At 46.2% G+C, this 26043-nt stretch carries 25 protein-coding genes, 1 pseudogene and 1 other annotated feature; of the genes and pseudogenes, 19 read left to right on the top strand and 7 right to left on the bottom strand.

Translation table 11 applies throughout. The features are described 5' to 3' along the window. The first annotated feature begins 96 nt into the window (after window positions 1-96). The 7 genes and pseudogenes from FGT79_RS11025 to FGT79_RS10995 all read left to right on the top strand — a co-directional run. On the top strand, window positions 97-1389 hold the full coding sequence (locus FGT79_RS11025; RefSeq protein ID WP_138752698.1) for an MFS transporter: 1293 nt from the start codon (window positions 97-99) through the stop codon (window positions 1387-1389). Beyond that, complete coding sequence (locus FGT79_RS11020) at window positions 1389-3353, top strand: ArnT family glycosyltransferase (protein ID WP_138752697.1); 1965 nt, start codon at window positions 1389-1391, stop codon at window positions 3351-3353. The genes FGT79_RS11025 and FGT79_RS11020 overlap by 1 nt, the downstream gene beginning before the upstream one ends. Window positions 3354-3613: 260 nt before the next feature. Next, the gene (locus FGT79_RS11015; RefSeq protein ID WP_138752696.1) at window positions 3614-4033 is read left to right on the top strand and encodes a MarR family winged helix-turn-helix transcriptional regulator; all 420 of its coding nucleotides are present in this window, start codon (window positions 3614-3616) and stop codon (window positions 4031-4033) included. Between the two features lie 440 nt (window positions 4034-4473). Beyond that, window positions 4474-5118 carry an SDR family oxidoreductase gene (locus FGT79_RS11010; protein ID WP_138752695.1) on the top strand — a complete coding sequence of 215 codons (645 nt, stop codon included), beginning with the start codon at window positions 4474-4476 and terminating at the stop codon, window positions 5116-5118. Between the two features lie 124 nt (window positions 5119-5242). Further along, on the top strand, window positions 5243-5596 hold the full coding sequence (locus FGT79_RS11005) for a rhodanese-like domain-containing protein (protein WP_138752694.1): 354 nt from the start codon (window positions 5243-5245) through the stop codon (window positions 5594-5596). Between the two features lie 78 nt (window positions 5597-5674). After that, window positions 5675-6697: an NADH:flavin oxidoreductase/NADH oxidase gene (locus FGT79_RS11000; protein ID WP_138752693.1), complete on the top strand. Its 1023-nt coding sequence runs from the start codon at window positions 5675-5677 to the stop codon at window positions 6695-6697. 72 nt (window positions 6698-6769) lie between these two features. Continuing rightward, a pseudogene (locus FGT79_RS10995) lies at window positions 6770-7114 on the top strand (12-oxophytodienoate reductase); the annotation flags it as partial. Between the two features lie 195 nt (window positions 7115-7309). On the opposite strand, the gene FGT79_RS10990 reads toward FGT79_RS10995, so the two are convergent. Beyond that, window positions 7310-7654 (bottom strand): DUF1904 family protein, encoded by a 345-nt coding sequence (locus FGT79_RS10990; RefSeq protein WP_138752692.1) that lies wholly within the window; start codon window positions 7652-7654, stop codon window positions 7310-7312. A gap of 75 nt (window positions 7655-7729) precedes the next feature. Then, window positions 7730-8668: an RluA family pseudouridine synthase gene (locus FGT79_RS10985; RefSeq protein ID WP_138752691.1), complete on the bottom strand. Its 939-nt coding sequence runs from the start codon at window positions 8666-8668 to the stop codon at window positions 7730-7732. Between the two features lie 186 nt (window positions 8669-8854). Here FGT79_RS10985 and FGT79_RS10980 point away from each other — a divergent pair, with 186 nt between their 5' ends. Beyond that, window positions 8855-10393, top strand: a complete 1539-nt coding sequence (locus FGT79_RS10980; protein WP_171056168.1) for a stalk domain-containing protein — start codon at window positions 8855-8857, stop codon at window positions 10391-10393. A gap of 253 nt (window positions 10394-10646) precedes the next feature. Beyond that, window positions 10647-12539, top strand: coding sequence for a B12-binding domain-containing radical SAM protein (locus FGT79_RS10975; protein WP_138752689.1), 1893 nt, complete (start codon window positions 10647-10649; stop codon window positions 12537-12539). A gap of 71 nt (window positions 12540-12610) precedes the next feature. Here the strand turns inward: FGT79_RS10975 and FGT79_RS10970 are convergent, their stop codons facing one another. From FGT79_RS10970 to mnmL, 3 genes are all read right to left on the bottom strand, one after another. Then, on the bottom strand, window positions 12611-13594 hold the full coding sequence (locus FGT79_RS10970) for a type I phosphomannose isomerase catalytic subunit (RefSeq protein WP_138752688.1): 984 nt from the start codon (window positions 13592-13594) through the stop codon (window positions 12611-12613). 91 nt (window positions 13595-13685) lie between these two features. Then, window positions 13686-14282: a tRNA 5-(aminomethyl)-2-thiouridylate-methyltransferase MnmM gene (gene mnmM / locus FGT79_RS10965; RefSeq protein ID WP_138752687.1), complete on the bottom strand. Its 597-nt coding sequence runs from the start codon at window positions 14280-14282 to the stop codon at window positions 13686-13688. A gap of 49 nt (window positions 14283-14331) precedes the next feature. Then, complete coding sequence (gene mnmL, locus FGT79_RS10960; protein WP_138752686.1) at window positions 14332-15297, bottom strand: tRNA modification radical SAM protein MnmL/YtqA; 966 nt, start codon at window positions 15295-15297, stop codon at window positions 14332-14334. A 281-nt stretch (window positions 15298-15578) separates the two neighbouring features. On the opposite strand from mnmL, the gene FGT79_RS10955 reads away from it, so the two are divergent. Beyond that, window positions 15579-15788, top strand: a complete 210-nt coding sequence (locus FGT79_RS10955; RefSeq protein WP_138752685.1) for a hypothetical protein — start codon at window positions 15579-15581, stop codon at window positions 15786-15788. Between the two features lie 269 nt (window positions 15789-16057). Next, on the top strand, window positions 16058-16825 hold the full coding sequence (gene trmB, locus FGT79_RS10950) for a tRNA (guanosine(46)-N7)-methyltransferase TrmB (protein ID WP_138752684.1): 768 nt from the start codon (window positions 16058-16060) through the stop codon (window positions 16823-16825). On the opposite strand, the gene FGT79_RS10945 is transcribed toward trmB, so the two are convergent. Further along, on the bottom strand, window positions 16822-17394 hold the full coding sequence (locus FGT79_RS10945; RefSeq protein ID WP_138752683.1) for a phosphatase PAP2 family protein: 573 nt from the start codon (window positions 17392-17394) through the stop codon (window positions 16822-16824). The two genes, trmB and FGT79_RS10945, sit on opposite strands and share 4 nt — an antisense overlap. A gap of 905 nt (window positions 17395-18299) precedes the next feature. Between FGT79_RS10945 and FGT79_RS10940 the strand changes: the two genes are divergently transcribed. From FGT79_RS10940 to FGT79_RS10920, 5 genes are all read left to right on the top strand, one after another. Continuing rightward, window positions 18300-19535: a glycosyltransferase family 2 protein gene (locus FGT79_RS10940; protein WP_138752682.1), complete on the top strand. Its 1236-nt coding sequence runs from the start codon at window positions 18300-18302 to the stop codon at window positions 19533-19535. A 105-nt stretch (window positions 19536-19640) separates the two neighbouring features. After that, window positions 19641-19798, top strand: a sequence feature (ribosomal protein L20 leader region). 56 nt (window positions 19799-19854) lie between these two features. Next, window positions 19855-20352, top strand: coding sequence for a translation initiation factor IF-3 (infC, locus tag FGT79_RS10935; protein WP_138752681.1), 498 nt, complete (start codon window positions 19855-19857; stop codon window positions 20350-20352). Between the two features lie 34 nt (window positions 20353-20386). Next, window positions 20387-20584, top strand: coding sequence for a 50S ribosomal protein L35 (gene rpmI / locus FGT79_RS10930; protein ID WP_053374531.1), 198 nt, complete (start codon window positions 20387-20389; stop codon window positions 20582-20584). A gap of 50 nt (window positions 20585-20634) precedes the next feature. Beyond that, window positions 20635-20994: a 50S ribosomal protein L20 gene (rplT, locus tag FGT79_RS10925; RefSeq protein ID WP_053374532.1), complete on the top strand. Its 360-nt coding sequence runs from the start codon at window positions 20635-20637 to the stop codon at window positions 20992-20994. 206 nt (window positions 20995-21200) lie between these two features. Continuing rightward, the gene (locus FGT79_RS10920) at window positions 21201-21563 is read left to right on the top strand and encodes an eL33 family ribosomal protein (protein WP_138752680.1); all 363 of its coding nucleotides are present in this window, start codon (window positions 21201-21203) and stop codon (window positions 21561-21563) included. 15 nt (window positions 21564-21578) lie between these two features. On the opposite strand, the gene FGT79_RS10915 is transcribed toward FGT79_RS10920, so the two are convergent. Next, complete coding sequence (locus FGT79_RS10915; protein WP_171056167.1) at window positions 21579-22031, bottom strand: GNAT family N-acetyltransferase; 453 nt, start codon at window positions 22029-22031, stop codon at window positions 21579-21581. A gap of 564 nt (window positions 22032-22595) precedes the next feature. On the opposite strand from FGT79_RS10915, the gene ilvB reads away from it, so the two are divergent. The 3 genes from ilvB (at window position 22596) to ilvC (ending at window position 25945) form a co-directional block, all read left to right on the top strand. Continuing rightward, window positions 22596-24341, top strand: coding sequence for a biosynthetic-type acetolactate synthase large subunit (gene ilvB, locus FGT79_RS10910; RefSeq protein ID WP_138752678.1), 1746 nt, complete (start codon window positions 22596-22598; stop codon window positions 24339-24341). Next, window positions 24338-24823 (top strand): acetolactate synthase small subunit, encoded by a 486-nt coding sequence (ilvN, locus tag FGT79_RS10905; RefSeq protein ID WP_138752677.1) that lies wholly within the window; start codon window positions 24338-24340, stop codon window positions 24821-24823. Before ilvB ends, ilvN begins: the two co-directional genes overlap by 4 nt. 129 nt (window positions 24824-24952) lie before the next feature. Beyond that, window positions 24953-25945, top strand: coding sequence for a ketol-acid reductoisomerase (gene ilvC / locus FGT79_RS10900; protein WP_138752676.1), 993 nt, complete (start codon window positions 24953-24955; stop codon window positions 25943-25945). The last annotated feature ends 98 nt before the right edge of the window (window positions 25946-26043 follow it).

The raw sequence follows: 26043 nt of genomic DNA, 5'->3' as shown, positions 1-26043 counted from the left end.
TTATTAATGGAATAAAAAGGGTTTATACGGTAAGATGAGAGAGTTATTGGTGTTATTAAATAATAGACTTTCATCGTATCCGGGGGCGTGTTGTGAATGGCAAGTACAAGTTTCAAATCGAAATTGGGTTACAGCTCGGGCAATTTATCGGTAAACCTAATCGCACAGGCTTTCGCCTCCTACATCGTCTTCTATTATGTCGATGTGCTTGGTGTGAAGCCAACACTCATAAGCGCGGCTATGGTCATTCACGGCATCGTGAATGCAGTATTGAATCCGTTGTTTGGTCATCTTTCTGATCGGACGAGCAGCCGTTTCGGAAGACGTATTCCTTACATGCTGTTCGGCATGGTACCGCTCGCTGCTCTGTTTACAGCTATATGGTTTCCCGTTGGAACAGGCATGGCACTATTTTGGTATTTCCTCACGATCATTCTGCTTTATGATATTTTGTTCGTCATGGTTGTACTCAATTATTCCTCATTGTTTCCAGAAATGTTCACGACGATGAAGGAGCGAGCTTCCGTTTCCTCTTGGCGCCAAATGTTCGGGATCGTTGGAATGATTATCGGCGTGGCACTGCCTCCGCTCGTGTACGGCAATCTGGGCTGGGGGCCAATGGGCGCCATATTCGCAGGCATTGCCCTTATTTTTTTCATTATTATGGTATTAGCGAGCAAAGAGAAGCTGGTCGTTAAGCGAGAAGAAATCAGATTTCTACAATCTTTGAAATTAACGTTTTCTAATAAGGCATTTGTATTATTCGTAATCGGCAGCTTTTTCGTCCAATTCACCTTCGCCATGCTGCCGGCTGCAATTCCCTTCTTTACGAAATACGTGCTTGGCGCTCAAGATGAGAGCAATACGATATTGCTAGGCGCAATCTTTATTGCTGCGATTCCTTGTGTTTACTTATGGGGCAGATTGGTACAGAAGTGGGGTGCGCGCCAAACGGTCATTACGGCGGTTAGCGTTTATGCACTCGCTATGATTCCGTTTCTATTCGTACAAAGTGTAGCGGCAGCAGCAGCAGCAGCAGCGGCAATCGGTATCGGACTAGCGGGGCTGCTTGTGCTGCTTGACGTCCTCTTATCCGAAATCATTGATGAGGATGAGCGGCGGACTGGCGTTCGAAGAGAAGGCATGTATTTCGGGATGAACGGTTTTATCGTCAAATGGGGCGTTTCGCTTCAGGCCGTAGTGTTGGGCGTTATTCTGGAGAGTACAGGCTATGTGAAGGATGCTGTGCAAATAGACGCAGCCGTCTGGGGAATACGATCCATGCTGAGCGTCATTCCATTTATCGCTCTGTTTATTGCCCTTGTATTCTTTTTCTTATATCCGATTAAGCAAGCTGACATTATATTGAGAAACGGTGATCGAGAATAATGGTTCGTCTTATAGAATGGATTAAATCCAATAAGCTTCTGATTCTGTTATTTGCCATTGGGACTGTCGTCAGAGCTGTTTATGCAGGTGCTATACCCGGTGGACTCAATCAGGATGAGGCATCGATTGGCTATGAGGCCTATTCGATTCTCCACTACGGGATGGATCGTAACGGCGTGACGCTGCCCATCCACTTGGTTGCTTGGGGAAGCGGGCAAAATGCTCTGTATGCGTACTTGTCGATTCCGTTTATTTATTTGTTTGGACTTAACCCGCTGAGCGTTCGAATGGTGAGTTTGTTATTCGGACTGCTCGGCATGGTACTGTTCTACCTTATAGCGAAGCGTATATTCAGCAGCAGACAGGTCGTGCTTGCAGCTACTTTCCTTATCGTCATTTGTCCTTGGCAAATGATGATATCCAGATGGGCGCTGGAGTCGAACATCTTCCCTACGCTTGTGCTGCTGGCTGTCTATTTTCTGTTCAAGTCGTTCCAGCAGCCGAGATGGCTGCTGGGCTTCACAGTTGCGCTAGCCGCTTCGCTGTATGCTTATGGCACAGCTTATTTTTTTGTACCGGTTTTTGGTCTGTCCGTATTGGTACTGCTAGCTGTGAAACAAACGATCAAACGAAGCTGGCTGGCGTGGAATAGCGTTCTCCTTCTGCTGCTGGCAGTACCGATAGGTTTGTTTCTATTTATTAACCGCTTCGATCTGTCTGCCATAAAGCTTGGCATCTCCATTCCGAGACTTACGGAGCCACGAGTTGAGACGATTTCGACGGCTTTCAATGATCAGCCCTTTGCTATGCTCGCCAGCCATTTCAAGTCGTTTCTGAATATGTACTTGTCCCAAGCGGACGGCTTACTATGGAATGCGATGCCGAAGTTCGGTTATATGTATCCGCTGGCTTTGCCGTTTATCGGGATTGGTATTCTTTACGGCTCCTATAAACTCCTTAAGAGCTTCAGCTTGGAGACAGTGATTATCGGATTATGGTTCGGTACGGCGCTTCTTATGACGCTGATTACGGATGTTAACATTAACCGGATCAATATTATTTTTTATCCGACGGTATTTTTGGCAGCGGCAGGCTTAGCTTGGCTGCATAAGCACATCAAATATGCACTGGCTGTTGCGAATATCGCCTTCACGGTCTATTTCGGATTGTTTTGCGGGCAATACTTCTCTACCTATGCGAAACAGATCAGCCCAATGTTCTACGAGTCCTTTGGGGAGGCGATTCAGTATGCATCGGATGCAACCGCAGGAACCGTTTATGTGACGGATGATGTGATGATGCCGTATATCTACGTACTGTTCTATGAGCAAATCTCGCCGCAGCAGTTTATGGATACGGTGGAGTATATAAATCCAGGTGGAGCTTTTCAGTTTGTCCGCTCCTTTGGTCGTTATCGTTTCGGACAGCCTACGTTTCAATCGGATGCGGAAGCCGCCTATATTGTTTCGAACACCGCTCCGCTCCCAGACGAACAATCCGGCTATCACATCAAGAAGTTCAAAAATTACACGGTTGTGAGCGGAGAAGGCAAGCAGGAGGAAACGACCGTTCACGAATCATTCCAGAATGGCGGATTTGAGGAAGGACAGCAATATTGGAGGTTTACAGTAGGCGCAGGAGTTGCCGAGAACCGGCCAGTCAGCGGTACGAAGTTGATGTACTTGGATCCAGGCATAGATCAGCGTGTTTCACAGACCTTTGTTAACCGAGCAGCAGGTGAATACTCGCTTTCGGCTATGGCAAGCACGAATGCGGAAGGCGGAGTAATAGGCGTGTTGGTTAATGGAGTAAAGGTACAGGAACAGGCAATTGGTGTCTCAGAACCATATGCGGAAATTCACTTGTCCGCCGTTTCGATTGCAGAACAGGATTTGGTTACGGTATATGTTCAGGGCGGCTACGGTTGGGTGAACATTGATGAGGTTGATTGGACGGCTCATTAAGCTTAGCTATGATGGGGACGCAGTGCCGGGTTTTCCGGCATTTATCTGTTGAAACAAGACCTTCCATTAAAGTCTGCTGGGGTACTAACAGGTTCATGTGAAACATAGGAGAAATCCATTTGTGAAATGAAGAAAATAGGGTAACCAATCTTCCATAACTAATAACCTAAGAATGGTATCCGTTTTGACCGTTTTGTTGAAGCTTGGTACAATAACATAAACTATGCGTTAATACTATACTTAGATAAGGTGGGTCAACATTGAACAATAATAATGACGCCTTGAATATATGGTTCTCCTTGTCAAATAGTTTTCATTTAATTCATGATAAATTGGAGAAAATGCTTGAAGAGCAGTATGATTTGTCGTTGAAAGAGTTTTACGTTTTATATTTTATTTCGAATACGGACGATAAAGAGCTAAGATTACAGCAGATCCAAGAAATGGTTGGTTTAAGTCAAAGTGCCACATCTCGACTGATTGTGAGAATGGAAGAAAAAGACTGTGGTGCTTTGGAGAGACATGTATGCGAAGATGATAAAAGAGGAATTTATACAAGAATTACGGAATTGGGAGAAAATAAATTCCAGCGTGCGTTAAAGGCTTTTAATGAATTGCTGCAAAAGGAATTTGAGCAGGGTGAGATGACGAAGCTGCAAACGATATTTAATAAAATGTAATGTTTGATTTCATAATTGTTTTTTAATTGTAAGTTAAAAGTGTTCACTGATAGTAGTGAGCCTTTTTGTTGTTAATATATTGAATGATAGCCAGTAGACATATAATGAACTAAAAGTTCATGAGTGGGCTATACAAAGAGAGTGGAAAATCCAACTTGACAACAGCGGTTCAATTCGTTAAATTATATGCATGCGCATGCTTTTATATTTATTTACATGCATTATTTAGTTTTTGTGCCGTTGAAGAGAGGGGAAAGTTATTCTATACCAAACAAAGTCATTATTCTCAATGCGAGAATTGAAGGATCGCAGAGTGCTTCATTGAATGGATTAAAAAAGGTGGATTTACAGCATATTATAAAGTAATTGACGTAATTAAGTCTTGTTTGCGATTAGGGACTTTTTAAAACGCAACAACTCAATCCGAAAGGAATGATAAAATGAAAGTCTTTGTAGTGGGATCAAATGGACAAATTGGACAGCTGCTTATTCGATTTTTAAAAGAAAGTAATGAGCATACCGTTCGGGCAATGGTTCGGAAAAGAGATCAAGCAGATGCATATGAAGAACAGGGCATCGAGACAGTACTTGCTGATTTGGAAGGGACAGTCGATTCCATTGCGGCTGCTGCTAAGGGCTGTGATGCCATTGTGTTTGCGGCAGGCTCTGGTGGCAAAACGGGTGATGATAAAACGTTATTAATTGATTTAGACGGAGCAGGAAAAACGATTGAAGCTGCCGAAAAAGCAGGGATTAAAAGATTTATCATGGTCAGTGCCATTCAGGCGAATAACAGAGATAATTGGCACGATCATATTCTTCCGTATTACGCAGCGAAGCATTATGCTGACAAAGTGCTGGAAAGTAGCCGTTTAGATTATACGATTATTAGACCAGGAATTCTCTTAAATGAACCTGGTACGGGCATGATACTTGCTGCTGACAATATTAAAAAGGGCAGTATTCCACGTGAAGATGTAGCCAGAGTCATTATAACTGTTTTAAAGGAGAAGAACACTTTTAGAAAAGCATTTGATTTGATCGCTGGTGACTCTTCAATTGCGGATGCATTGCAAATAATTTGATGGTAGGGAAAAATGCTGAAATAGAAAGAGTTATTTGAATCCTACGTTATATATTCTTCTCAAGGTTGGATACCAAATACCGAATAATACGGATACTGTATTTTTGGAGTTAAGGAGTTTTAGAATGTTTTGGTTAATGTGTACTTTTGTGTTTTTAGTTATGTTTGTGTCCATACGTCAGCTTTGGCCCTTGTCTAATATCAAATATATTAATGAACAAGATTTTAAGAGATTACAAGTAAAGTTTCGTGTATACAAAGTGGTGGATTTACGGGATGCATCTGAATTTTATTCAAATCCCAGAAGTGGGACGATTAACATTTCTTTGGGCCGCCTTCCATATGTATGGAAAAAGCATCTTGATCCCGAGGAACATGTTTTCATATTGTCACAAGGGCTTTTCAAAACGAAGAAAGCTGCGCGTATTTTGCGCAAACAAGGTTTTAGCTGTTTATATGTGGTTGAAATGATAAAATGAAAAATTACAAAATAGATCTGATAGCACTTAAATGCTTGCGCATGCATTATTAATCAGGAAATGAGAGGAGTTTTTCTTATGAAAGATTTATTTAGTCCCTATACATTAAAAGGTATGGAATTGAAGAACAGGATTGTGATGTCTCCAATGTGTCAATACTCGGTTGTTAATAAAGATGGGATTGCCACCGATTGGCATTATATGCATTACGTAAGTCGAGCAGTCGGAGGTACGGGTTTTATCGTGATTGAAATGACAGATGTAGAACCGGATGGCCGAATTTCAGATTTCGATTTGGGTTTATGGTCTGATGAACAAATTCCAGCATTGAAGCGAATCGTCGACGCTTGTCATAGCTATGGTGCCAAAGTGGGAATTCAAATTGCTCATGCTGGTCGAAAAGCAGAGGATGCTGAAGTGCCTGTAGCACCATCCGCGATTGCATTTGATGAGAATTCCAAAACGCCTCGAGCTCTTACTACAGATGAGGTGAAAGGTCTGGTTCAGAAGTTCCGTAGTGCGGTCGCTCGTGCAGTGAAGGCTGGATTCGATACGATTGAAATTCATGGTGCACACGGATATTTGATTCATCAATTCCATTCTCCGCTTACAAACCAACGTGATGATGAGTATGGCAAAGACCTGACCTTGTTTGGCCGAGAAATTATTAAGGCAGCGAAGGATGAAATGCCGGAAGATATGCCGCTGTTGATGCGGATTTCGGCTAAAGAATATGTTGATGGTGGATATGGGCTTCAGGAAAGCACCGTATTTGCCAAAGAATATCAGGCAGCTGGAGTAGATATGTTTGATATTTCTTCCGGCGGAGAAGGACCAATCGCTGCATGGGGTAGACCAGGAACGCATGCTGCCTATCAGGTTCCTCTGGCTAAAGGGATCAAAGAAGCCCTCGATGTTCCAGTGATAGCTGTAGGTAGACTAGATGATCCTGTTTTGGCAAATGCTGTTATTGGCAATGAAGAAAGTGATCTAATAGCCGTAGGTAGAGGGTTACTAAGAAACCCTTACTGGGCATTGGAAGCTGCATCAAAATTAAGTAAAGAAACACAAGTTCCTAAACAGTACACTACAGGTTTCTAACTAAAAGCTGAGGGGTTTTACAACATACTCATTACTTGAAATTCTGGGTTGCAGGTCCGGTTTTAAGAGTAATCTAAATTGGCTAGTAATCCGAACGAATTAGAACAATAACTTAAACCTTGGCTTGAAGCTGGAGTTGATATTTTTCATTGCTCCACCCGCCGTTTCTGGGAGTCTGAATTCGACAGATCTGAATTAAATCTTGCGAGTTGGGTTAAACAAATTACTGGAAAACCAACGATCACGGTTGGGTCGATTGGTTTGGATACTGATTTTATGACACTATTCACAGAAGGTAAAGGTGCAACTAACGCAGGGATAGAAGGTCTGGTTCAGAAATTCGAAAATAATGAGTTTGATTTGGTGGCTATTGGCAGAGCTTTGTTAGTAGATCCTGAGTGGGCGACTAAGATCTGAGAAGGACGTTTGGTTGAAGGGGTACTATTTACACCTGAAGCACTCAAGAAGCTTTATTAATTTACAATAATGAATTATGGGCTGGTTCTCGTCAGCCCTTTTTTATGAAATATATTGGAACCGATCGTCATTTGTTTGCGGTGGATTTGGCTTGATTATTAAGGAAACTAAGCGATGCGTCGCAAGTCTAGAACATTATTTTCTTGTGACTTCTACAGGTTCACCGTTAATATAATAGCTGTCCTCGCGGTATGCGTGGAAAACAATCTCGACCTCATGAATGCCGAGCAGCATGAGGTGGCGGGTGACGGCTTGAGCGAAGCGGGTGCGGACTTGCGGACCGCGATCGAACCAGCCTGCTTCGACGAGTGCGTAAGCGGGCTCGTCAGCTGTGCTGTCCAACACATTTGTCGTATGCAAGCATGCCATTGTGAAATTATCGGTGCCGCACTCGCATATGACCGCGAGTTCTTCAACAAACTGTTTGGTCACGGTTCGCAGCTGCTCAGCAGCAACGCCTCGGAATAGTAAATGGGGCATAAAGGGATTCCTCCTACGTATTATTTAATAATGGTGATTAGGCATCAGCCGCTTGCAGCAAGCGGCTGATGTTTTTTATTTATTCGCGGCCTCCGTCACATTGAACGGTCTTAGAAACAGCTTCGGGATCTCGGTCTCGAAGCGAACTAGCTTGCCGGTAACGGGATGTGTGAAGGCGAGCACTCTTGCATGCAGGCCGAGCCGACCGATGGTTCGCGATTTCGCACCGTATTTCTTGTCCCCGACAACCGGATGTCCGATATCCTCCATATGCACACGGATTTGGTTTTTGCGGCCGGTCTCAAGCTGAACCTCAAGCAAGGAGAAGCTTTTGTTCGAGCGAAGCACCTTATAATGGGTAACAGCGTGCAGCCCATCATTGGCATGCGAGCTGGAATACATCTTAAGCGTCTTGCTTTCCTTGAGCCATGAGGAGATCGTGTCTTTCTCTTTCTTGACAGCTCCTTCAACTAGGGCGACATAAATCCGCTCTTGCACCGTATCCTGCCAGCTGTTCTGCAATTGCTGTTGAATGGCCTCGCTTTTGGCGAACATCATGACGCCTGATGTGTCTCGGTCGAGCCGATGCACGACAAAGATACGGTTTTTCGTGTTTTCCATCCGAACATGAGCTGTAAGCTGCCGGTATGCCGTTATTTCATTCTCTGGTGCAGCATCTGACGAAATAGAGAGCAGGCCGGACTCTTTTTTAATAACGATAATATGTTCGTCTTCGAACAGAATCGCAAGACCTTCCAGAGCAAGCTTCTCCTGAGGACGATCTTTACCTACAACAACAGTCTGCCCGGGCTGTAGCGGGTAATTGTAAGCCGTGGTGGATTTGCCGCTAACTGAAACCTGTCCATGCGCAAGTATTGATTTGACAACATTGCGGCCAGCACCCGTTATATTTTGTAAGAGAAAAGGCAGCAGCTCCATCGGTTCATTAACCGGATAGGATTTGCTCTTATCTGCTTGTTTTTGTGGGACCCCTCGCTTTTTTCCTCTTTGCATGTAAAACCCTCCTAGATTCAATGCTCCTACTATACCATGAGTAAGCGTAACTGTTCTAATCTTCTAAAGTGCCTTAGGGGCATTCTATGAAACTTGGTTTAATAGACAAAGCATCATATGGAATGGTAGGATGATTGATAGATAGATCACATGGTCAAAATGGAAATGGTTGGAGGAAACTTTCGCGTGAAAACTAAACTTATTCAGTCTTTATTAAGTCCTATATTGGTAGCTGGCTTATTGCTTGCGCCGCTTCCCGGGCTAAGCAGCAGTACAGCTGCAGCCGCAAGTGTCTCGACGCAAGCAGCACAGCAAGTGCAAGTTATCGTAGACGGGAAGAAGCTTTCGCTGTCAGCTGCTGCGTATGCGGAGGCTGGCGTTACTTACGTGCCGATGCGCGATATATTCACAGCATTGGGAGCTTCGGTTACTTGGGAGAGCAAGACACAGACCATTATCGGTCGCAAAGGGAGCTTGTCCATATCTCTTCAGGTCGGCAAAAAAACAGCAGTTATCAACGGTAAGACGGTCAAGCTGGATGCACCTGCAGTTGTCCGCAAGGGTGCGACCTTCGTGCCTGCCCGCTTTATAGCAGAATCGCTTAACGCGACGGTGAAATGGGATAAGGCGTCGAGCGCTGTGCGTATCACTTCTCAAGAGGCCGCTGAGAATGCAGACTATGAGGAATGGCTTGAGGAACAGAAGAATCTGCCTACACTAACAAGCAAAGAAATTGTAGATAAATTCGATGAGAGCGTCGTATTGATTTCGACGAATCGGGCACAGGGAAGCGGCGTTGTAATTGGCAAAAATCTCATCCTGACGAACCATCATGTCATCGTTGATGCAACATCTGCTACAGCTATGACGATTGATGGAGAGCAGCTTGCGATCACCGGCGTTGTTAGCTATGACGAGGATGCCGACCTTGCGATTGTGAAAACATCTAAATCGATGGACATCGACCCGGTCACACTCGGCTATGGTTTGAATTCATACAAAGGCGGCAAGGTTGTTGCGATCGGAAGCCCGCTTGGTTTGCAGAATACGGTATCTGACGGCTTGATCAGTAATATAACGTATCAAAATGGAATCAGGTACATTCAGACAAGCGCGCCAATCGACCACGGAAGCTCCGGCGGAGCGTTGTTCAATGAATTCGGCGATTTAGTTGGTATTACCACATTGGGCTATTCAGGCACGAGCGCTGATCTGAACTTCGCTGTTTCAGTTATTCATGCCGCTTCCCTCTTCAGCGATATAACGGACAAGGCTATTGCGGATGCAGAGTTTCTACCGCCCAGCTTACCTGCCACTTTGGTCGGCGCTCCATTGACCGATATTGAGAAGCTTCTGAAAGAACAGTACGGGGCGCTTTCAACGACGGAGGGTGAGGCATCTTTCACGAAATGGACGGCGAATCGCGATTCTTCCGGTTGGCTCGTGCTCACGGCTCAGATTGATCCATTGTTCTACATGTACTATGGAGCGGCTTCCGCGCAGGAGCTTCGCCTATGGGCAATCAATCTAGGCTATGCTTTCCACGAAATGCTGCCTGATGAGAAGATACAAGTATTGATTAACTATGAGCGGGATTACGGCTTTGAGCCTAGAGGCTTTGCCTCGAGCGAAGTTACTGCTCTTGGCGGGGACAAATGGCGGGTACGTTTTCCGGTGATCGATATGCAGTTGAAAAATGAGTTGTTTATTAAAGTCCGCGTGTGATGAGCGGAGGTATCTGGCGGCGCGATAAGCGCCTTCTCGAAATTTAGGAAAGGATATGATTTCGTAATCCTTTCTCTATCTTTCTCGGAATGAAACGTTCTGCGCCGCCTGAGGTCGGCGACAGCCGTTCCACCTTGATGCCTCTTCTTTTTTTTGCTTTTTTTCGGTACAATAGAAGGCATCTTGCTTCATGCGGAAGTAGAGAATGGGCTACTGCATAGAAGGCAATGCTTAAGTTAGAGAGGTTATGCCAATGAAAGTGGTACTGTCCACCTTAAATGCTAAGTTTATTCACACATCGCTTGCCCTGCGCTGCTTGAAGGCGTTCAGCGGCGATCGATTCGATATCGATATCGCGGAGTATACCATCAAGGATCCAGTGATGAACATCGTCTCGGATATTTATTCCCGCAAGCCGGATGTGGTCGGCTTCTCTTGTTACATTTGGAACATTGAGGAAACGATAACGGTCATTAACATGCTGCGCAAGATCATGCCAGAAATTAAAATTATTCTTGGCGGACCGGAAGTCAGCTACGATATGGACTACTGGATGGAGCGTGTACAGGAGGTCGACTTTATCGTGGTTGGGGAAGGTGAAGAGACCTTCCATCATTTGCTGACGGAAATCGAAGGGGACGGGAAATACCATATGGTATTCGGCGTGACCTATCGCAAGCAGCGCGAGGATCGGGTCGAGGTACTCATTAACCCGCCACGACCTAAGCTGAATTTGAACGAGCTTCCGTCGCCGCATCGCTTCGAGGAAGATATCCCGCATCTCGGAAGCCGCGTCGTTTATTTCGAGACAAGCCGTGGATGCCCGTTCAGCTGTCAGTTCTGTTTGTCGAGTATTGAAGTTGGCGTACGCTATTACGATATGGAGCGGACGAAGGAAGACATTTTGTATTTGATTGAGAAAGGCGCTAAGCTCATCAAATTTGTTGACCGAACCTTTAATATTAAAAGAGATTACGCGCTTGAAATTTTTGAGTTTTTGATCAAAAACCATCAGGGCTGCGTCTTTCAATTTGAGATTACAGCTGATATTATGCGGCCGGAAGTACTCGATTATTTGGCAGAGCATGCGCCTGCGGGTATATTTCGCTTCGAAATCGGTGTGCAATCGACCAATGATCCAACGAATGAAGCTGTGCAGCGCCGTCAGAACTGGATGAAGCTTGTACGTACCGTTATGAAGGTGAAAAACTCGCATAAAATCGATCAGCATCTCGACTTGATCGCCGGGCTGCCGCTTGAGAACTATGATACGTTCCGAGGAACGTTCAATGACGTGTTCGAGCTTCGCCCGGAGGAGCTCCAGCTTGGCTTTCTCAAAATGCTTCGCGGTACAGGCCTAAGACGTGAAGCGGACAAATGGGGCTATATTTATATGGATCGCTCCCCATATGAAATGCTTGGGAATGATCTCATGCCTTTTGGCGATATTGTTCGCATTAAACGGGTAGAGGATGTGCTAGAGAAATATTGGAACGCGCATCGGATGGATCATACACTGCTTTATTTGGTCGATCATGTTTTTCCGTCGCCGTTTGACTTCTTCCAAGCCTTCGGCGATTTCTGGGAGCGCAGCGGCTGGCAGAAGATTGGGCATCAGCTGGAGGATCTATATTCGCGCCTGTGGGCGTTTCTTGAATCCTTGCCGCGTTCAGGCAAATTCGCGATAGGGTCCTTGCCGACTCCGCAGGATGAAGGCGAGAAAACGTCGTTTACCTTCGATGAAGTGCTTGCGATTGGCGGCTCGCGTTTGGATTCTGATGTTGTAATGGGTCTGATGAAATATGATTATTTCCTTAACCATAACTACAAGCCCCGCAAAAATTGGTGGGAATTCAAGATGGAAAAAGCGGTTTGGAGCGGGTGGATGCGCCGCTTGGCGGAGCGTCCGGAGGATGTCTCACCAGAGTTCGCAGCCTTGAAGCTCGGGGAGAAGGAGCTTCACAAGCATGCGGTATTCGAGAAGCTGCCGTTTGATCTGGCGACATTTTTAGCAACTGGCGAGGTTTCACGCGACAGACATACGCTGCTTGTTGTACTATACGCGCTTGAAGCGGGAAGCAGCAAGCCTAAGCCGAGGCCGTTTACGCTATCTGTTGAAGTAGGACAAGAGGCGCTGCAAAGCTAATCTGATTATAGAAAAAGAACCGCCGCCCTAGTCATATTATAGGGTTAGCGGTTCTTTTCGTATTATTGATGCTAGATTACAGCTGCTGGTACGATGCTTCTAAGCACGGTCATACTGCCTGCCAGCTCGTAGCTGCCAAGATTAGCAGGCAGAAGGAAGCATTCGCCTGCTTTCACAGCTTGCTCGCCTTCCGTCCACTTCAAGCTGCCTTCGCCTTCTGCAATAACGAGAATAACGAAGCTCTCTAACGAAGTAGTCAATGACCAAGGAGCAGCGACTATGCCCTTCTCTACGACAAAGTAAGGAGATGAAGCGATTGTCAGCCATTCACCTGCTACGGCGTGGTCGGTCTTCATACGTGCGGCCCCTGCGCCTTCATAAGCGATTACGTTCAGGGAGTCCTCGATATGAAGCTCACGCAATTGTCCGTCAAGCCCTAGACGGTTGTAGTCGAACAAACGGTAGGTCGTGTCGGAATTCTGTTGAATTTCGGCTACGAGTACGCCGGAGCAGAGCGCATGTACTGTACCAGCAGGAATATAGAATGCATCCCCGGCTTTAACGGAAACCTCCTGAAGCGTGTCCATGATGCGTCCTTCTGTAATGGCGGCTTCCATGGAGGCGCGGTCTACCCCGTCTTTCAAGCCATAGATGATCTTGGCGTCTGGTTTGGCATCAAGGATGTACCACATCTCTGTTTTACCAAGCTCGCCTGCCGGAAGACCTTCATATACATCGGTTGGATGCACTTGGATCGAGAGGTCATCGTTACAGTCGAGAAGTTTGATGAGGAGCGGGAAACGTCCGTTTTTCTCGGAGAAGCCCTGCGTTCCGAACCAAATCGGTCCATACTGCTCACGGATTTGATCAAGGCCAGTGCCTGCCAGTTCGCCGTTCATCACTTTCGTAGTACCGTTCGGGTGGTCGCCAATCATCCAACCCTCGCCGATGGAGCCTTCAGGAAGTTCGAGTCCGAAGCCCTCCAAGGCACGTCCGCCCCAAATGCGTTCTTTCATTTCCGGTTTAAATTGTAATGGATATGGTTGTACTGTCATCTCTCATCTCTCCTATGTTTGTAATCTGCAGGTGTTGTTCATCTCTCACATTCGATATTAACGCCCTTTTGCTTCGTAATCTAGTAACCAATTACCTAACCGCAGCCGCACGCTTTTCTATCGCTATGAGATAGGGGGCGGAGGATCGCTGCAGTTGGCGGTAGATCACGGTTTGTGCAGTCTGCTGCGGCAGCTCAGTGGCCCATTCCTCAACACTAGCTGCCTCTTCTGCGCCGCCGGGGTGCCCAGGATATAAGACACATGTAAGGATACCGCCGGAACGCAGCAGGTTTAGGGCAGCATCAAGCGCGGGAAGCGTTGAAACAGGCGAGGTAATGATCGTAAGGTCGCTGCTTCCCGGCAAATAACCAAGATTGAACATGACTGCCGATACTTGTCCTACAGCCGAACCATGAACAGCGACAGCCATCTCGGCATGACTCTCCAGCTTTAGCATCATAGTAGGAAGTCTATTAGCGCTTGCAAGCGGTGCTAGACGTTCTTTCGTACGATCGAGTGCTTCCTGCTGAATATCGAAAGCGTATACGGTGCCACTCGGCCCAACAAGCTCAGCCAGCATTAGCGTGTCTACACCACCGCCTGCTGTAGCGTCAATGGCGATATCGCCGAGCGAGGTTCGCTCGGCGATCCATTTGTGGGCCATGCTTAATACAGATAGAAAGCCCATTATGCACCTCCTATAGCTGCAATTAGAGTCGTCGTGTTAGAAAGATGCATCATTCGATTTCGACCTCCGGCTGCCATAGCCTGCCTTGCCAAGTGTTGCGGCGCTTCAGCTCATCGTCGAAGGCATTCAGCACGGCCCACTTATTAAGGCTCCACATCGGTCCAATCAGCAAGTCGCGCGGCGCATCACCGGTAAGCCGATGAACGATCATATCAGGCGGCAGGAATTCTAGGGTATCGACAATTAGTTTCACATATTCATCCTGCTCCAAAAATTGCAGCAAGCCTGCTTCGTACTGACGCACCATCGGTGTCTTGCGCATGAGATGGAGCAAATGAATCTTGATGCCCTGCACATCCATCTGGGCTACAGCACGTCCTGTACCAATCATCATTTCATGTGTTTCCTGCGGAAGCCCGTATATGATGTGTGCACAGACACGAATGCCGCGAGCGCGAAGCCGTTTGACAGCATCTACATAGCACGCAGTGTCATGTGCCCGGTTAATGAGCTCGGAGGTTGAATCATGTACCGTCTGAAGGCCCATTTCTACCCAAAGATAGGTACGTTCATTCAGTTCCGCCAAATAGTCAACGACATCGTCAGGCAAGCAGTCGGGGCGGGTGGCAATAGATAAACCGACAACGCCAGGCTGCTGCAAAATAACTTCGTAATATTCACGAAGCTCCTCAACCGGCGCGTAGGTGTTGGTATAGGCTTGGAAGTAGCCGATATATTGGGCGTCCTGCCATTTCAGATGCTGGCGGTCGCGAATCTGATTGAATTGGGTGACCAAATCATCTCGGCGGCTTCCTGCGAAATCACCTGAGCCGCGAGCACTGCAGAACGTGCAGCCGCCTTTGGCAATCGAGCCATCGCGGTTCGGACAGGTGAAGCCGGCATCAAGTGTAACCTTGAATACTTTCCCGCCAAATTGCTCCCGCATTTCATAATTCCATGTATGAAATCGTTTATCGCCCCAGAGAACGGGCTGCGATGTGTGTAAAGCAATCATCGTTTTCCCCTACTTTCAAGACATACACCCTATATTTTAACGAAAAATGAGTGGAAAAGCCATCGTTGTTATGAAGCACAGCCTTGAATGTTCGGAAACCGCTTTAATTGGAAATTATTTTTAGAATGGTTCAAATTGGGCTTGCGTAACCTTACATGAAGTGTTATATTAAAAGTGCGACATAACAACAAATAAACCTAACATAACCCATTTGAACTTGTATTCATGAAACGTCGATTAAATGGAAATACTCTTACAATAAATCGATGAGGTGATTAGAGATGAACACTGTATCCAAAGTTTTGCGCGGCGATGATACTGTAACGGTTGAACTAACGGTAAAAGAATTGATGGCACTTACTGGTGTGCGTTTTCATAATAACCATGGTGTAGAAATTTCGGCACGGAAGAAGCTTAATGAAGTGCTTGTCGATACTTACGAGCGCGAGCAGCAAGAGAATGGACCGATTCCTTACCAACTGCTGCTGTAAGAGGGTTAGAGCGTTTATTAATGGGAAGCCGAACGTCCAGTGATGGACTTCGGCTTTTTTCTATGGAAATATAAGAAAGAATATGATTTCGCCATCCTTTGTCTATATTTCTCGGAATGAAACGCGCCTCGCCGCCAAAGCGGCAACAGCCGTTTCACATTGACAGCTGACTCTTTCGCTAATCCTCTTTACATTGCTCAATTTGTTCGGCACAATAAGGAATAGTCTATTCGTTGCATCGTCTACGATAAATGGAGGAATCACTGCATATGCGTTTAAGAGGAAGAAAAGGAATTCGTGAAAGTCTTGAAGGACAGCCAGAACTGGTAGTGCTTGATGCTGCGCCGCACAAAGGAAAGTGGCATGAATTTTTTGGGAATGATCAGCCAATATACGTGGAGCTTGGGATGGGGAAAGGGCGCTTTATTAGTCAGATGAGTGTTCGTTACCCGCATATTAACTTTATCGGCGTCGACATGTATGATGAGCTGCTGCGCAGAGCGAGTGACAAAGCTCGCATCGCTTGGGAGCAGAAAGGGGAGTCGCATCCGCCGAATCTCGCATTGCTGCGAGCGAATATTGAAGGCATCGAAACGATGTTCGCGCCAGGTGAGATCGAACGCGTTCACCTTAATTTCAGCGATCCTTGGCCAAAAGCCAAGCATGCACGCCGAAGACTTACGCATCCTAGACTGGTTGCCAAATATATTGAGCTGTTGAACGAGCGCGGCGACATCCACTTCAAGACGGATTCACAGTCGTTGTTTGAATTTTCTTTGAACAGCTTTGCGGAGATGGAGCTGATCATGCGTAATATTTCACTTCATCTACATAAAGAAGGCCCCCGAGAGGACCTTGTGTTTACAGAATATGAAATGAAGTTCATGGAAAAAGGACAAAACATTTATCGGGTCGAAGCTGTTATCGGCTCTGAAGCGCTCCAGAAGCACCGCACGGCGAAGCAGGAGAAGTCACTTAAAGAAGAAGCAGAAGCTATTCACGCAGATGCAGAGGACCAAGGTGAGGACAACCATTAATTAACTCCGATAGCGGAGCCTATCCACGAGTAATTGACGGCTAATGCGGTTACGGTGCCGATAAGGGCACCTGCCGCAACATCGGATGGATAGTGCAGTCCAAGATACATTCGCGACCATCCCACGGAAACGCCTATAACAATCGCTATTGGCACTAAGATGGCTAGCCAGACCCCGCTGGTCAGCAGAATGGGGACGAGCCAAGCAAAAATAGCGGTCGTATGGCCAGACGGGAAGGATGAGTCCACAAGCGGGTTATGTCCCGTATTGACATCAGGCAGTGCCTGATAGGGTCGAAGGCGCTTGAATTTTCTTTTCACGACAGCAACCGGCAAGTGACTAATAACGACAGCAGTCAAGCATTGCCAGCCCGTAAGGCTCCAAGGGGCAGGTGCGAGTATTGCATATAGTAAAGCGGTTGCGAGAGTGAATGTTGCGCCGCCCATATGTGTAACGGTACTGAGCCATTTGCCCAGGAGTCGATGTCGTTTCCCCCCAGAAGGTCTCCGATTTGCCCAAATCAGCATTCTTTGCTCACTTGTTTTCAGCCAGCCTATCATTCGTTCCATCGCTGTTATCCTCCTCTATCGGTGGCTTACTTTAAATGGTGCATTTCTTAAAATATAAGAACTTATAAGTTTGTTAGCTTATAAAGGGCTTATATTTCATCGTCAAAGTTCCTTCAGCGTCTAAAGGACGCCGAAGGCGTTTTCGCCTAACGCATAGGAAAGTATATGAATTTGCACAGACTTTCTTTATACGTCTACGCGAAACGTGAGCATAGCCGCGAGAGGGCGGCTTCAGCCACTTACGCTTAGATAAATTTAATTTTATCATGTTTTTGTAAGACCAGCGTAAACTATTTCTTGTCCCATTATTAAAGATAAGTAAGTATTATATCATTTTAATAGCTATTTGTGTGCCTAACTGAATAGATACCAAGAGATGCTGCGAGCATCGGAAAACGGCATTTAATTAAAAGATATTAATATTGATGACCGTTCGCTGTTTAATAATGTGCAGTTGTTGGTAAAACTGTAATGGACGTATATCCGAGTGCTGCAGCAGAACTTGTCGAAAGCGCGAAAGATGTCATTTTACAGAGTCAGTTCACCTGTTCGTCACATCGTCCAGTGCGAATTTCCGGAAACATTTTCATGACTTTCATCGTAAATAAGGACGTTAGTGCTAAAAAGTTAGCAAATGGTTGAAAATAAGGCTGAATCGCCGTAAAAGGAGGTAATGCAAGCATTGGTATGCTATGCAAGCGTTTTTCTGCCGAGATTAAGCCTAATGGAGACAAATTCAACTTTTGACAAAGAAGTTGTTTCTGTGGAGAATCAATAAAGGTTCTAGAGTGTTTACAGAGAGACACTCCTACACAAAGAGAAAATATATAATAAAAAGCTTGCGGCAGTTACGAGTGATTGCTGAAAAAAAGCAAAAAAATGGGGTCTCAAGGGGGCAGTATCGCATGGTTCTAAGTGTTATTTTTATCGCGTTTCAAATCGTAATGGCGTCGCTTGCGGTTTACCAGTTCGGTATTTCAATTTTCGGCCTAATGAAAAACAAAAGCCGGAAGCACCATGCGCCGCAAAAGTCGTTTGCGGTTCTAGTTGCTGCACACAACGAAGAACAAGTAGTCGGAGCGCTAATCGAAAATTTGAAGAAAATGGACTATCCAGAAGAGCTATACGATATATTTGTCATTTGTGATAACTGTACAGATGCCACAGCGGATATTAGCCGTAGTATGGGCGTACATGCCTGCGAGAGAACGAATCAGCTTCTTCGCGGTAAAGGGTATGCGATTGAATGGATGCTCAAAGAGCTTTGGGCTATGCCGCGTCAATATGATGCGGTTGTCATGTTCGATGCCGATAATTTGGTGAATCCAGATTTCCTGCAGCTTATGAATAATGATTTGTGTGAAGGACATCAAGTCATCCAAGGTTACTTGGATACGAAGAATCCGGGAGATTCATGGGTTACTGCCGCATATGGCATTACGTACTGGTACTGCAACCGCTTGTGGCAGCTATCCAGAACAAACCTTAAGATGAGCAATTTCCTTGGAGGCACTGGCATGTGCTTTGAGTCCGCGTTGCTTAAAGAAATGGGCTGGGGAGCAACAAGCCTGGTAGAGGATTTGGAGTTCTCGATGCGCTGTGTACAGCGCGGCGTTTATCCAATATTGAACTATGATGCTAAGGTATATGATGAGAAGCCGGTTACGTTCAAGGCGTCTGCGAGACAACGGTTGCGCTGGATGCAAGGACATTTCAATGTGGCTCGCAATTACTTTTTCCCGCTATTGTGGGCGAGCATCAAAGAACGAAATTTCGTAAAGTTTGATTCGGCGATATACACGATCTCTGTTTACAATACACTGCTAGGATTTATTCTCACGATGGTTATGTGGATAGATATAGCAATACCAACGACCAACTACCTCGATTCGCTGTATAATTATCTGCCATGGTGGACGGTTGGGATTGCAGCTATAGCCGGAATTATTCAGTTCCCGATTGCGCTTATGCTGGAAGGCGTGAAGTCATGGAAAATGTATGCTCATCTGCTTACGCTGCCGTTTTTCCTTATTTCTTGGTGGCCAATTACGTTCTACGCTTTCTTTACTCAGAACAACAAAACGTGGAGCCACACACAGCATACTCGTGTTGTTCGGATCGAAGAAGTACAAAGTAAATAACAGCAGTGAGGGCAAGCAGCCCGTTCAGAAAGATCTGTTAGGCTGTTGACATGACTTCGCTAGGCATGGTATAGTAACACGGTAACATTTTAAACTAACTTAATGACGCACAAGCAGAAGCACCCGCTTCTCACCTTTCGGCTACGGCTGGCTGGTTCGCGATAATCGATTAGTCATTCCATTGTTTCTAACGAAATAATGCTCTGACATAAATGTACGGTTATGAGATGCGGGTTCGAGCGAACCCGCATTTTTTTATTGTGTGGAGACATGAAACAAACAATTTTGGAGGTGGCACGTTATTAGCAGAGAACATCAAATCAATGATGAGATCCGGGCCAGAGAAGTACGTTTAGTAGGCGCTGAAGGCGAGCAAATCGGTATTAAATCGATTCGTGATGCTATGCAGCTAGCTGTTGAGCTTAACTTGGACCTGGTGAATGTCGCACCGACGGCTAAGCCGCCGGTATGCCGAATCATGGACTACGGAAAGTTCCGTTATGAGCAGCAGAAGAAAGAAAAAGAAGCTCGTAAAAACCAAAAGATCGTTGATCTTAAAGAAGTTTGGTTCCGTGCCAACATTGACGAGAACGACTACCAAACGAAATACCGGAATGTCATTAAGTTTCTGGGTGAAGGCGATAAAGTGAAAGCATCGGTTCGTTTCCGCGGCCGTGAGATTGCACATGCTTCTCTTGGACAGAAGATTTTGGATCGACTTTCTAAAGAGGTTGCCGAATTATGCAGCGTTGAGCGCGCTCCTAAGCTGGAAGGCCGGAGCATGATTATGATTTTGGCACCCAAAACCAACAGCTAACAACTGATGAAGAACCTTAAGGAGGATAACTGATATGCCTAAGATGAAAACTCACAGCAGTCTGAAAGACCGCTTTAAAATTACTGGAACTGGTAAAGTAAAACGTTACAAAGCTTACCGTAACCACTTGCTTTCACACAAATCCGGTCGTCAAAAACGCGTGCTTGCTGGCCAACCGCTTATGGCTGCTGGCGACGTTCGTCGTTTGAAGCAAGGCCTTTCCAACTTGTAATAATAAGCAACAACAAATAAGCTAATTCAACCTACAGGAGGTTTCCATTCATGGCAAGAGTCAAAGGCGGATTTGTCCGCACTCGTCGTCGCAAAAGAATTCTAAAGCTAGCTAAAGGTTATTTCGGTTCGAAACATCGTCTGTTTAAAACAGCGAAGGAGCAAGTTGGTAAGTCACTTATGTACGCATACCGTGACCGTCGCAACAAAAAACGTGACATCCGCAGACTGTGGATCGTTCGTATTAACGCGGCAGCACGTATTAACGGACTTTCATACAACAAATTCATGCACGGCTTGAAGCTTGCGGGCGTAGAAGTTAACCGCAAAATTCTTGCTGACCTGGCTGTTAACGATATCACTTCGTTCAACTCACTTGCAGGTATTGCGAAAGAAAAAATTAACGCTTAGGTGTTAATCACATACAAGGGCTGTCCGTCTCACTTACATGGTGAGTTCGGAGAGCCCTTTTTGTATTTTGGGGCAGCGGTGCCAGAAGCTTATACTAAGCTGCGTCCATGCAGATAAGCACATTTATTGGTGCAGAGGACAAACAAACAGACGGATGCGCCTTTCCTTGAATAGGTTATATAACAAAGGGAAAGGAGGGATTATGCATGAATAATGTTTCCAAGCAGCAGGTTAGGAAGCTGATCGGCAAATCCATTTATGCTGTACGTCCTGACGGATCTGTCGTAACTGGCAAGCTCGTTCGGGTTCATCAGAATAAACTCATCGTTGCTCCGCTGAAGAAGGACAAGGGCAAGGTCGTACAAACGAATGCGATTCTGCCGCTCGTATTGTTTGACCTTCTTGCAATCGGTACACTTCCATTTCTAGGCGGAGGCTTCGGCGGTGGATTTGGCGGCGGTTACGGTGGTGGAGGTTGCTGCAACAATAATTTTAATCAATGCGGCTGTGGTAGTGGTGGCGGCGGTTACGGCTATGGCTACGGCAACCAAGGTTATAACGGGTATTAAAGGCTGATTGAGCAATCAAAACGGGGCAAGCGGCTTGAGCATCTCGTAGCAGCGCAGTTCAGGGTAGTAGCGGACAGTCTGGTAGCCCAGCTTCGTGTAGAGCTGATGGGCTTTGCCATTGACTTGATCCACAAACAACCTTGCAATAGTGCAGCTCTGTGCTCTGCCGTATGCCTCACTTTCCATGATTAGCTTACGTCCCCATTGCCGATTGCGATGGTCAGGATGAGTAACCATCATATCCAAATAAAGCACTTCGCCCATCACTTCGAAATGGATGAAGGATATTGGCGGGCTTTTTTTGGACAAAGAGGCTACATAAGCAACACCACGGCGAAACCTTTTAGGGAGCTCGCGTATGGTCTGCGCATCATGCTGATGGACCGTATGGGATAATGGAATAAGCTCGTTTTTAATGAGACGAACGACTTCAGCTTCATCCAGTCTAGGCTCGTAAAATCTAATCATAATGATCATTCCATTTCTGCTGCGCTTGTGGACGCGGGCGCTGCATGAGTTTGCCGTTTGGGGGCTACACTACTATATGTGGTATCGCTCTTTCATGCGCCGGTTACTTTTTGCAGGAAGAGTTGTTAAGGTTCTTGACGAACGCTCATTCACGGCATATAATAAAGAAAGTCTTATCTACCACGTACCGGTGTACGCACCATGTGGTACATACACAATCAGCATTGATGAGGACGAAGTGCTTAGGGCCCTTTTGAACAGAGAGCGGATGGATCAGCTGCAACCATCGCCAAAATCCCTTTTCTACGAGCTCACCTCGGAGCTGTTTCCTTGAAAAGCAACAAAGAAAGCTGTTGCCTAATAGGGGGAATCGCAGGGCAAGCGTTAAAGTGCCAATAGTATGAACGTATGTGCACGACGTTCTTACTTGTGGAGGTTATACGTCGAGAGAGGTATAACAAATTTGGGTGGTACCACGGAAGATATACCTTTCGTCCCTCGTAGCTTCGTTTGAAGCATGAGGAGCGAAAGGTTTTTTTGTTTTTTCTGAGAGGAGGATGACTGATGGTAACGCAAGATGCAACACTGAAGTCAAAAGAGGAATTGAAGGAAAGGCTCTCGAAGCCTGAGGTCATAACGGGTTCGGAAATTTTGCTAAGAAGTCTATTGCTTGAGGATGTAGATTGTGTCTTCGGCTATCCCGGCGGAGCAGTGTTGTACATCTATGATGCGATGCACGGTAACCCCGATTTCAATCATTTGCTTACGCGTCACGAGCAAGGAGCCATTCACGCAGCTGATGGTTACGCACGCGCAAGTGGTAAAGTAGGCGTATGTATTGCAACTTCCGGCCCAGGGGCAACAAACCTTGTTACAGGAATTGCAACAGCGTATATGGATTCAGTGCCTATGGTTGTCATTACGGGCAATGTCATCTCCAGCTTGATTGGAAGCGATGCTTTCCAAGAAGCGGACATTACAGGCATCACGATGCCGATTACGAAACATAGCTACTTGGTGCGTGATGTTGAAGATCTACCGCGTATTATTCATGAAGCCTTCCATATTGCCAATACGGGCCGCAAGGGTCCTGTATTGATTGACATACCGAAAGACATATCGGCAGCGAAAACGTTGTTCAAGCCAGTTACTGAAGTGAACATTCGCGGCTATAATCCAACTGTATCGCCTAATAAGAATCAAGTGGATAAGCTTATTAAAGCGATTGAACAGGCAGAGCGTCCGCTTATCTTGGCTGGCGGCGGCGTTGTATACTCAGGCGGTCATGAACAGTTGTTTGAATTTGCAACGAAAACACAAATTCCAATTACGACGACATTGCTTGGTCTTGGAGCATTCCCAAGCGGCAATGACCTGTTTCTAGGCATGCCAGGCATGCATGGAACTTACACGGCTAACAAGGCCATTCAAAGCTCGGACCTGCTGATTAATATTGGCGCACGCTTCGACGACAGGGTAACTGGTAAGCTAGATGGCTTCGCACCACTGGCGAAAATCGTTCATATTGATATTGATCCTGCGGAAATCGGTAAAAACGTACCGACGGATATTCCAATTGTTGGAGACGTGAAAACCGTGTTGGAGATTGTGAACAAGCTAGCTAAACGTGCGGACAAAGCAGATGACTGGCGTGCCAAGCTTAAAGCATCCAGTGAGCAATATCCGTTCAGATATAAGGATTCGGATGTTGAGCTCAAGCCGCAATGGGTAGTTGAACTCATTCATGAAACGACTAACGGCGATGCGATTGTAACGACTGACGTTGGCCAGCATCAAATGTGGGCAGCACAGTTCTATAAATTCAATAAGCCGCGTTCATGGGTAACTTCTGGCGGACTTGGAACAATGGGCTTCGGTTTCCCTTCAGCAATTGGTGCTCAAATGGCTAATCCGGATCGCGTAGTCGTTTCTATTAATGGTGACGGCGGGATGCAGATGTGTGCACAGGAGCTTGCGATTTGCGCAATTAACAACATTCCGGTTAAAGTGGTTATTATCAATAACCAAGTGCTCGGTATGGTTCGTCAATGGCAAGAGCTGATCTACGATAATCGTTACAGCCATATTGATCTTTCCGGCAGCCCGGATTTCGTTAAGCTCTCCGAGGCTTATGGCGTGAAAGGCTTCCGTGCAACGAACAAGGAAGAAGCGCGCGCGGTATGGGAAGAAGCGCTCCGTCATCCAGGTCCAGCCGTTGTGGAGTTCGTCGTTCGTAAGGAAGAGAACGTGTACCCAATGGTTGCACAAGGAAGCACCATCGACGAAATGATCATGGGGGATGCGGAATGAAAAAACACACGATCGCAGTAATCGTAAATGACCAGCCCGGTGTTCTGCAGCGCGTTTCTGGTTTGTTCGGACGCCGCGGCTTCAACATTGAAAGTATTACAGTAGGGTCCAGTGAAGAAGCAGGCTTGTCGCGTATGGTCATCGTCACTTCGGGTGACGACCATACGCTCGAGCAAGTTACGAAGCAATTGTACAAGCTTATTGATGTTATTAAGGTCATTGATCTTAGCTCCAATCCAATGGTTGCGCGTGAGCTTGCGTTGATTAAGGTCAATGCAGAGCCTGCGTCCAGACCTGAGATTCTAGGAGTAGTTGAGACATTCCGCGCAGCGGTTGTCGATATAGGCACTCATTCGCTTATGGTACAGGTTGTCGGTGATACAGAAAAAATCGATGCAATGGTAGAACTGCTGAAGCCTTACGGCATCCGCGAACTTTCACGCACTGGCGTAACGGCGCTTAACAGAGGCAACGCGAAATAGTAAACCAATCAAAATCCAGTTCAACATCCCTCTTTGAGCGGGAGTTTAAGGGGAGAACCGCTGCTTATGGGTCATTCTCTGCTTAAACACCCGCTCAAAAGGGTTAAATTAAAGGAGGCAATTATTAAAATGGCAGTTACAATGTACTATGAAAAAGACGCTGATCAAGGCGTACTACAAGGTAAAACAATCGCAGTTATCGGTTACGGCAGCCAAGGTCACGCGCAAGCGCAAAACCTTCGCGACAGCGGCTTGAAAGTAGTTATCGGGCTTCGTCCTGGTAAATCTGCTGAAGTTGCTAAAAAAGATGGTTTTGAAGTACTTACAGTTGCAGAAGCGACTAAAGTAGCGGACGTTGTTCAAATCCTGCTTCCTGACGAAACACAAGCGAGTGTTTACAGCGAAGAAATCGCTCCGAACCTTAAAAAAGGCGCGGCTCTTATGTTCTCACACGGTTTCAACATCCATTACGGCCAAATCGTGCCTAACGCAGATACAGACGTATTCCTAGTTGCTCCTAAATCTCCTGGTCACATGGTTCGCCGTACGTACCAAGAAGGTTTTGGCGTTCCGGGTCTAATCGCAATCGAGCAAGATGCAACTGGCAATGCTAAAGCAATTGGCCTTGCATATGCAAAAGGTATCGGCTGTACACGTGCAGGCGTTATCGAAACTTCTTTCAAAGAAGAAACAGAAACAGATTTGTTCGGTGAGCAAGCTGTTCTTTGCGGCGGCGCTTCCGCACTAGTTAAAGCGGGCTTCGAAACACTTGTTGAAGCTGGCTACGCTCCAGAAATGGCTTACTTTGAGTGTTTGCACGAGCTTAAATTGATCGTTGACATGATGTATGAAGGCGGAATTTCGTCGATGCGCGATTCCATCTCCAACACTGCTGAATACGGTGACTATGTAACAGGTCCTCGCATCGTTACAGAAGAAACGAAAAAAGAAATGAAACGTGTATTGGAAGATATCCAATCCGGTCGTTTCGCTCGCGACTTCATCTTGGAGAACCAATCCAACCGTGCTATGCTTACGGCTACTCGCCGTAATGAAGCTGCTCACCCTATCGAGCAAACAGGCGCACAGCTTCGCGAATTGATGCACTGGATCAAGAAGTAATAGCTGATACAAGCAACGACCATATCCCGGTTCGCCGGATCGCTCTATGCTGCGGCTTCCGCAGCGTAGAGCGAATCCATTCGCGTGCCGGGATCATT

The sequence above is a fragment of the Paenibacillus sinopodophylli genome (genome assembly GCF_005930355.1).
GTDB classification, from domain to species: domain Bacteria; phylum Bacillota; class Bacilli; order Paenibacillales; family Paenibacillaceae; genus Pristimantibacillus; species Pristimantibacillus sinopodophylli.
Note: the sequence above shows the minus strand (reverse complement) of the source record. Positions and strands in the feature narration are given on the sequence as shown.

What these genes read in the sequence shown, in the direction of transcription:
- FGT79_RS10975 (WP_138752689.1), top strand. Translation starts at nt 10,647, where the DNA reads ATGAAAGTGGTACTGTCCACCTTAAATGCTAAGTTTATTCACACATCG.
- ilvB (WP_138752678.1), top strand. Translation starts at nt 22,596, where the DNA reads ATGGTAACGCAAGATGCAACACTGAAGTCAAAAGAGGAATTGAAGGAA.
- ilvC (WP_138752676.1), top strand. Translation starts at nt 24,953, where the DNA reads ATGGCAGTTACAATGTACTATGAAAAAGACGCTGATCAAGGCGTACTA.
- ilvN (WP_138752677.1), top strand. Translation starts at nt 24,338, where the DNA reads ATGAAAAAACACACGATCGCAGTAATCGTAAATGACCAGCCCGGTGTT.
- FGT79_RS10970 (WP_138752688.1), bottom strand. Translation starts at nt 13,594, where the DNA reads ATGACAGTACAACCATATCCATTACAATTTAAACCGGAAATGAAAGAA.
- FGT79_RS10990 (WP_138752692.1), bottom strand. Translation starts at nt 7,654, where the DNA reads ATGCCCCATTTACTATTCCGAGGCGTTGCTGCTGAGCAGCTGCGAACC.
- rplT (WP_053374532.1), top strand. Translation starts at nt 20,635, where the DNA reads ATGGCAAGAGTCAAAGGCGGATTTGTCCGCACTCGTCGTCGCAAAAGA.
- FGT79_RS11010 (WP_138752695.1), top strand. Translation starts at nt 4,474, where the DNA reads ATGAAAGTCTTTGTAGTGGGATCAAATGGACAAATTGGACAGCTGCTT.
- FGT79_RS11020 (WP_138752697.1), top strand. Translation starts at nt 1,389, where the DNA reads ATGGTTCGTCTTATAGAATGGATTAAATCCAATAAGCTTCTGATTCTG.
- FGT79_RS11000 (WP_138752693.1), top strand. Translation starts at nt 5,675, where the DNA reads ATGAAAGATTTATTTAGTCCCTATACATTAAAAGGTATGGAATTGAAG.
- FGT79_RS11025 (WP_138752698.1), top strand. Translation starts at nt 97, where the DNA reads ATGGCAAGTACAAGTTTCAAATCGAAATTGGGTTACAGCTCGGGCAAT.
- FGT79_RS10920 (WP_138752680.1), top strand. Translation starts at nt 21,201, where the DNA reads ATGAATAATGTTTCCAAGCAGCAGGTTAGGAAGCTGATCGGCAAATCC.
- FGT79_RS10945 (WP_138752683.1), bottom strand. Translation starts at nt 17,394, where the DNA reads ATGGAACGAATGATAGGCTGGCTGAAAACAAGTGAGCAAAGAATGCTG.
- FGT79_RS10955 (WP_138752685.1), top strand. Translation starts at nt 15,579, where the DNA reads ATGAACACTGTATCCAAAGTTTTGCGCGGCGATGATACTGTAACGGTT.
- mnmM (WP_138752687.1), bottom strand. Translation starts at nt 14,282, where the DNA reads ATGGGCTTTCTATCTGTATTAAGCATGGCCCACAAATGGATCGCCGAG.
- FGT79_RS11005 (WP_138752694.1), top strand. Translation starts at nt 5,243, where the DNA reads ATGTTTTGGTTAATGTGTACTTTTGTGTTTTTAGTTATGTTTGTGTCC.
- FGT79_RS10940 (WP_138752682.1), top strand. Translation starts at nt 18,300, where the DNA reads ATGGTTCTAAGTGTTATTTTTATCGCGTTTCAAATCGTAATGGCGTCG.
- rpmI (WP_053374531.1), top strand. Translation starts at nt 20,387, where the DNA reads ATGCCTAAGATGAAAACTCACAGCAGTCTGAAAGACCGCTTTAAAATT.
- mnmL (WP_138752686.1), bottom strand. Translation starts at nt 15,297, where the DNA reads ATGATTGCTTTACACACATCGCAGCCCGTTCTCTGGGGCGATAAACGA.
- FGT79_RS10985 (WP_138752691.1), bottom strand. Translation starts at nt 8,668, where the DNA reads ATGCAAAGAGGAAAAAAGCGAGGGGTCCCACAAAAACAAGCAGATAAG.
- FGT79_RS10915 (WP_171056167.1), bottom strand. Translation starts at nt 22,031, where the DNA reads ATGATTAGATTTTACGAGCCTAGACTGGATGAAGCTGAAGTCGTTCGT.
- trmB (WP_138752684.1), top strand. Translation starts at nt 16,058, where the DNA reads ATGCGTTTAAGAGGAAGAAAAGGAATTCGTGAAAGTCTTGAAGGACAG.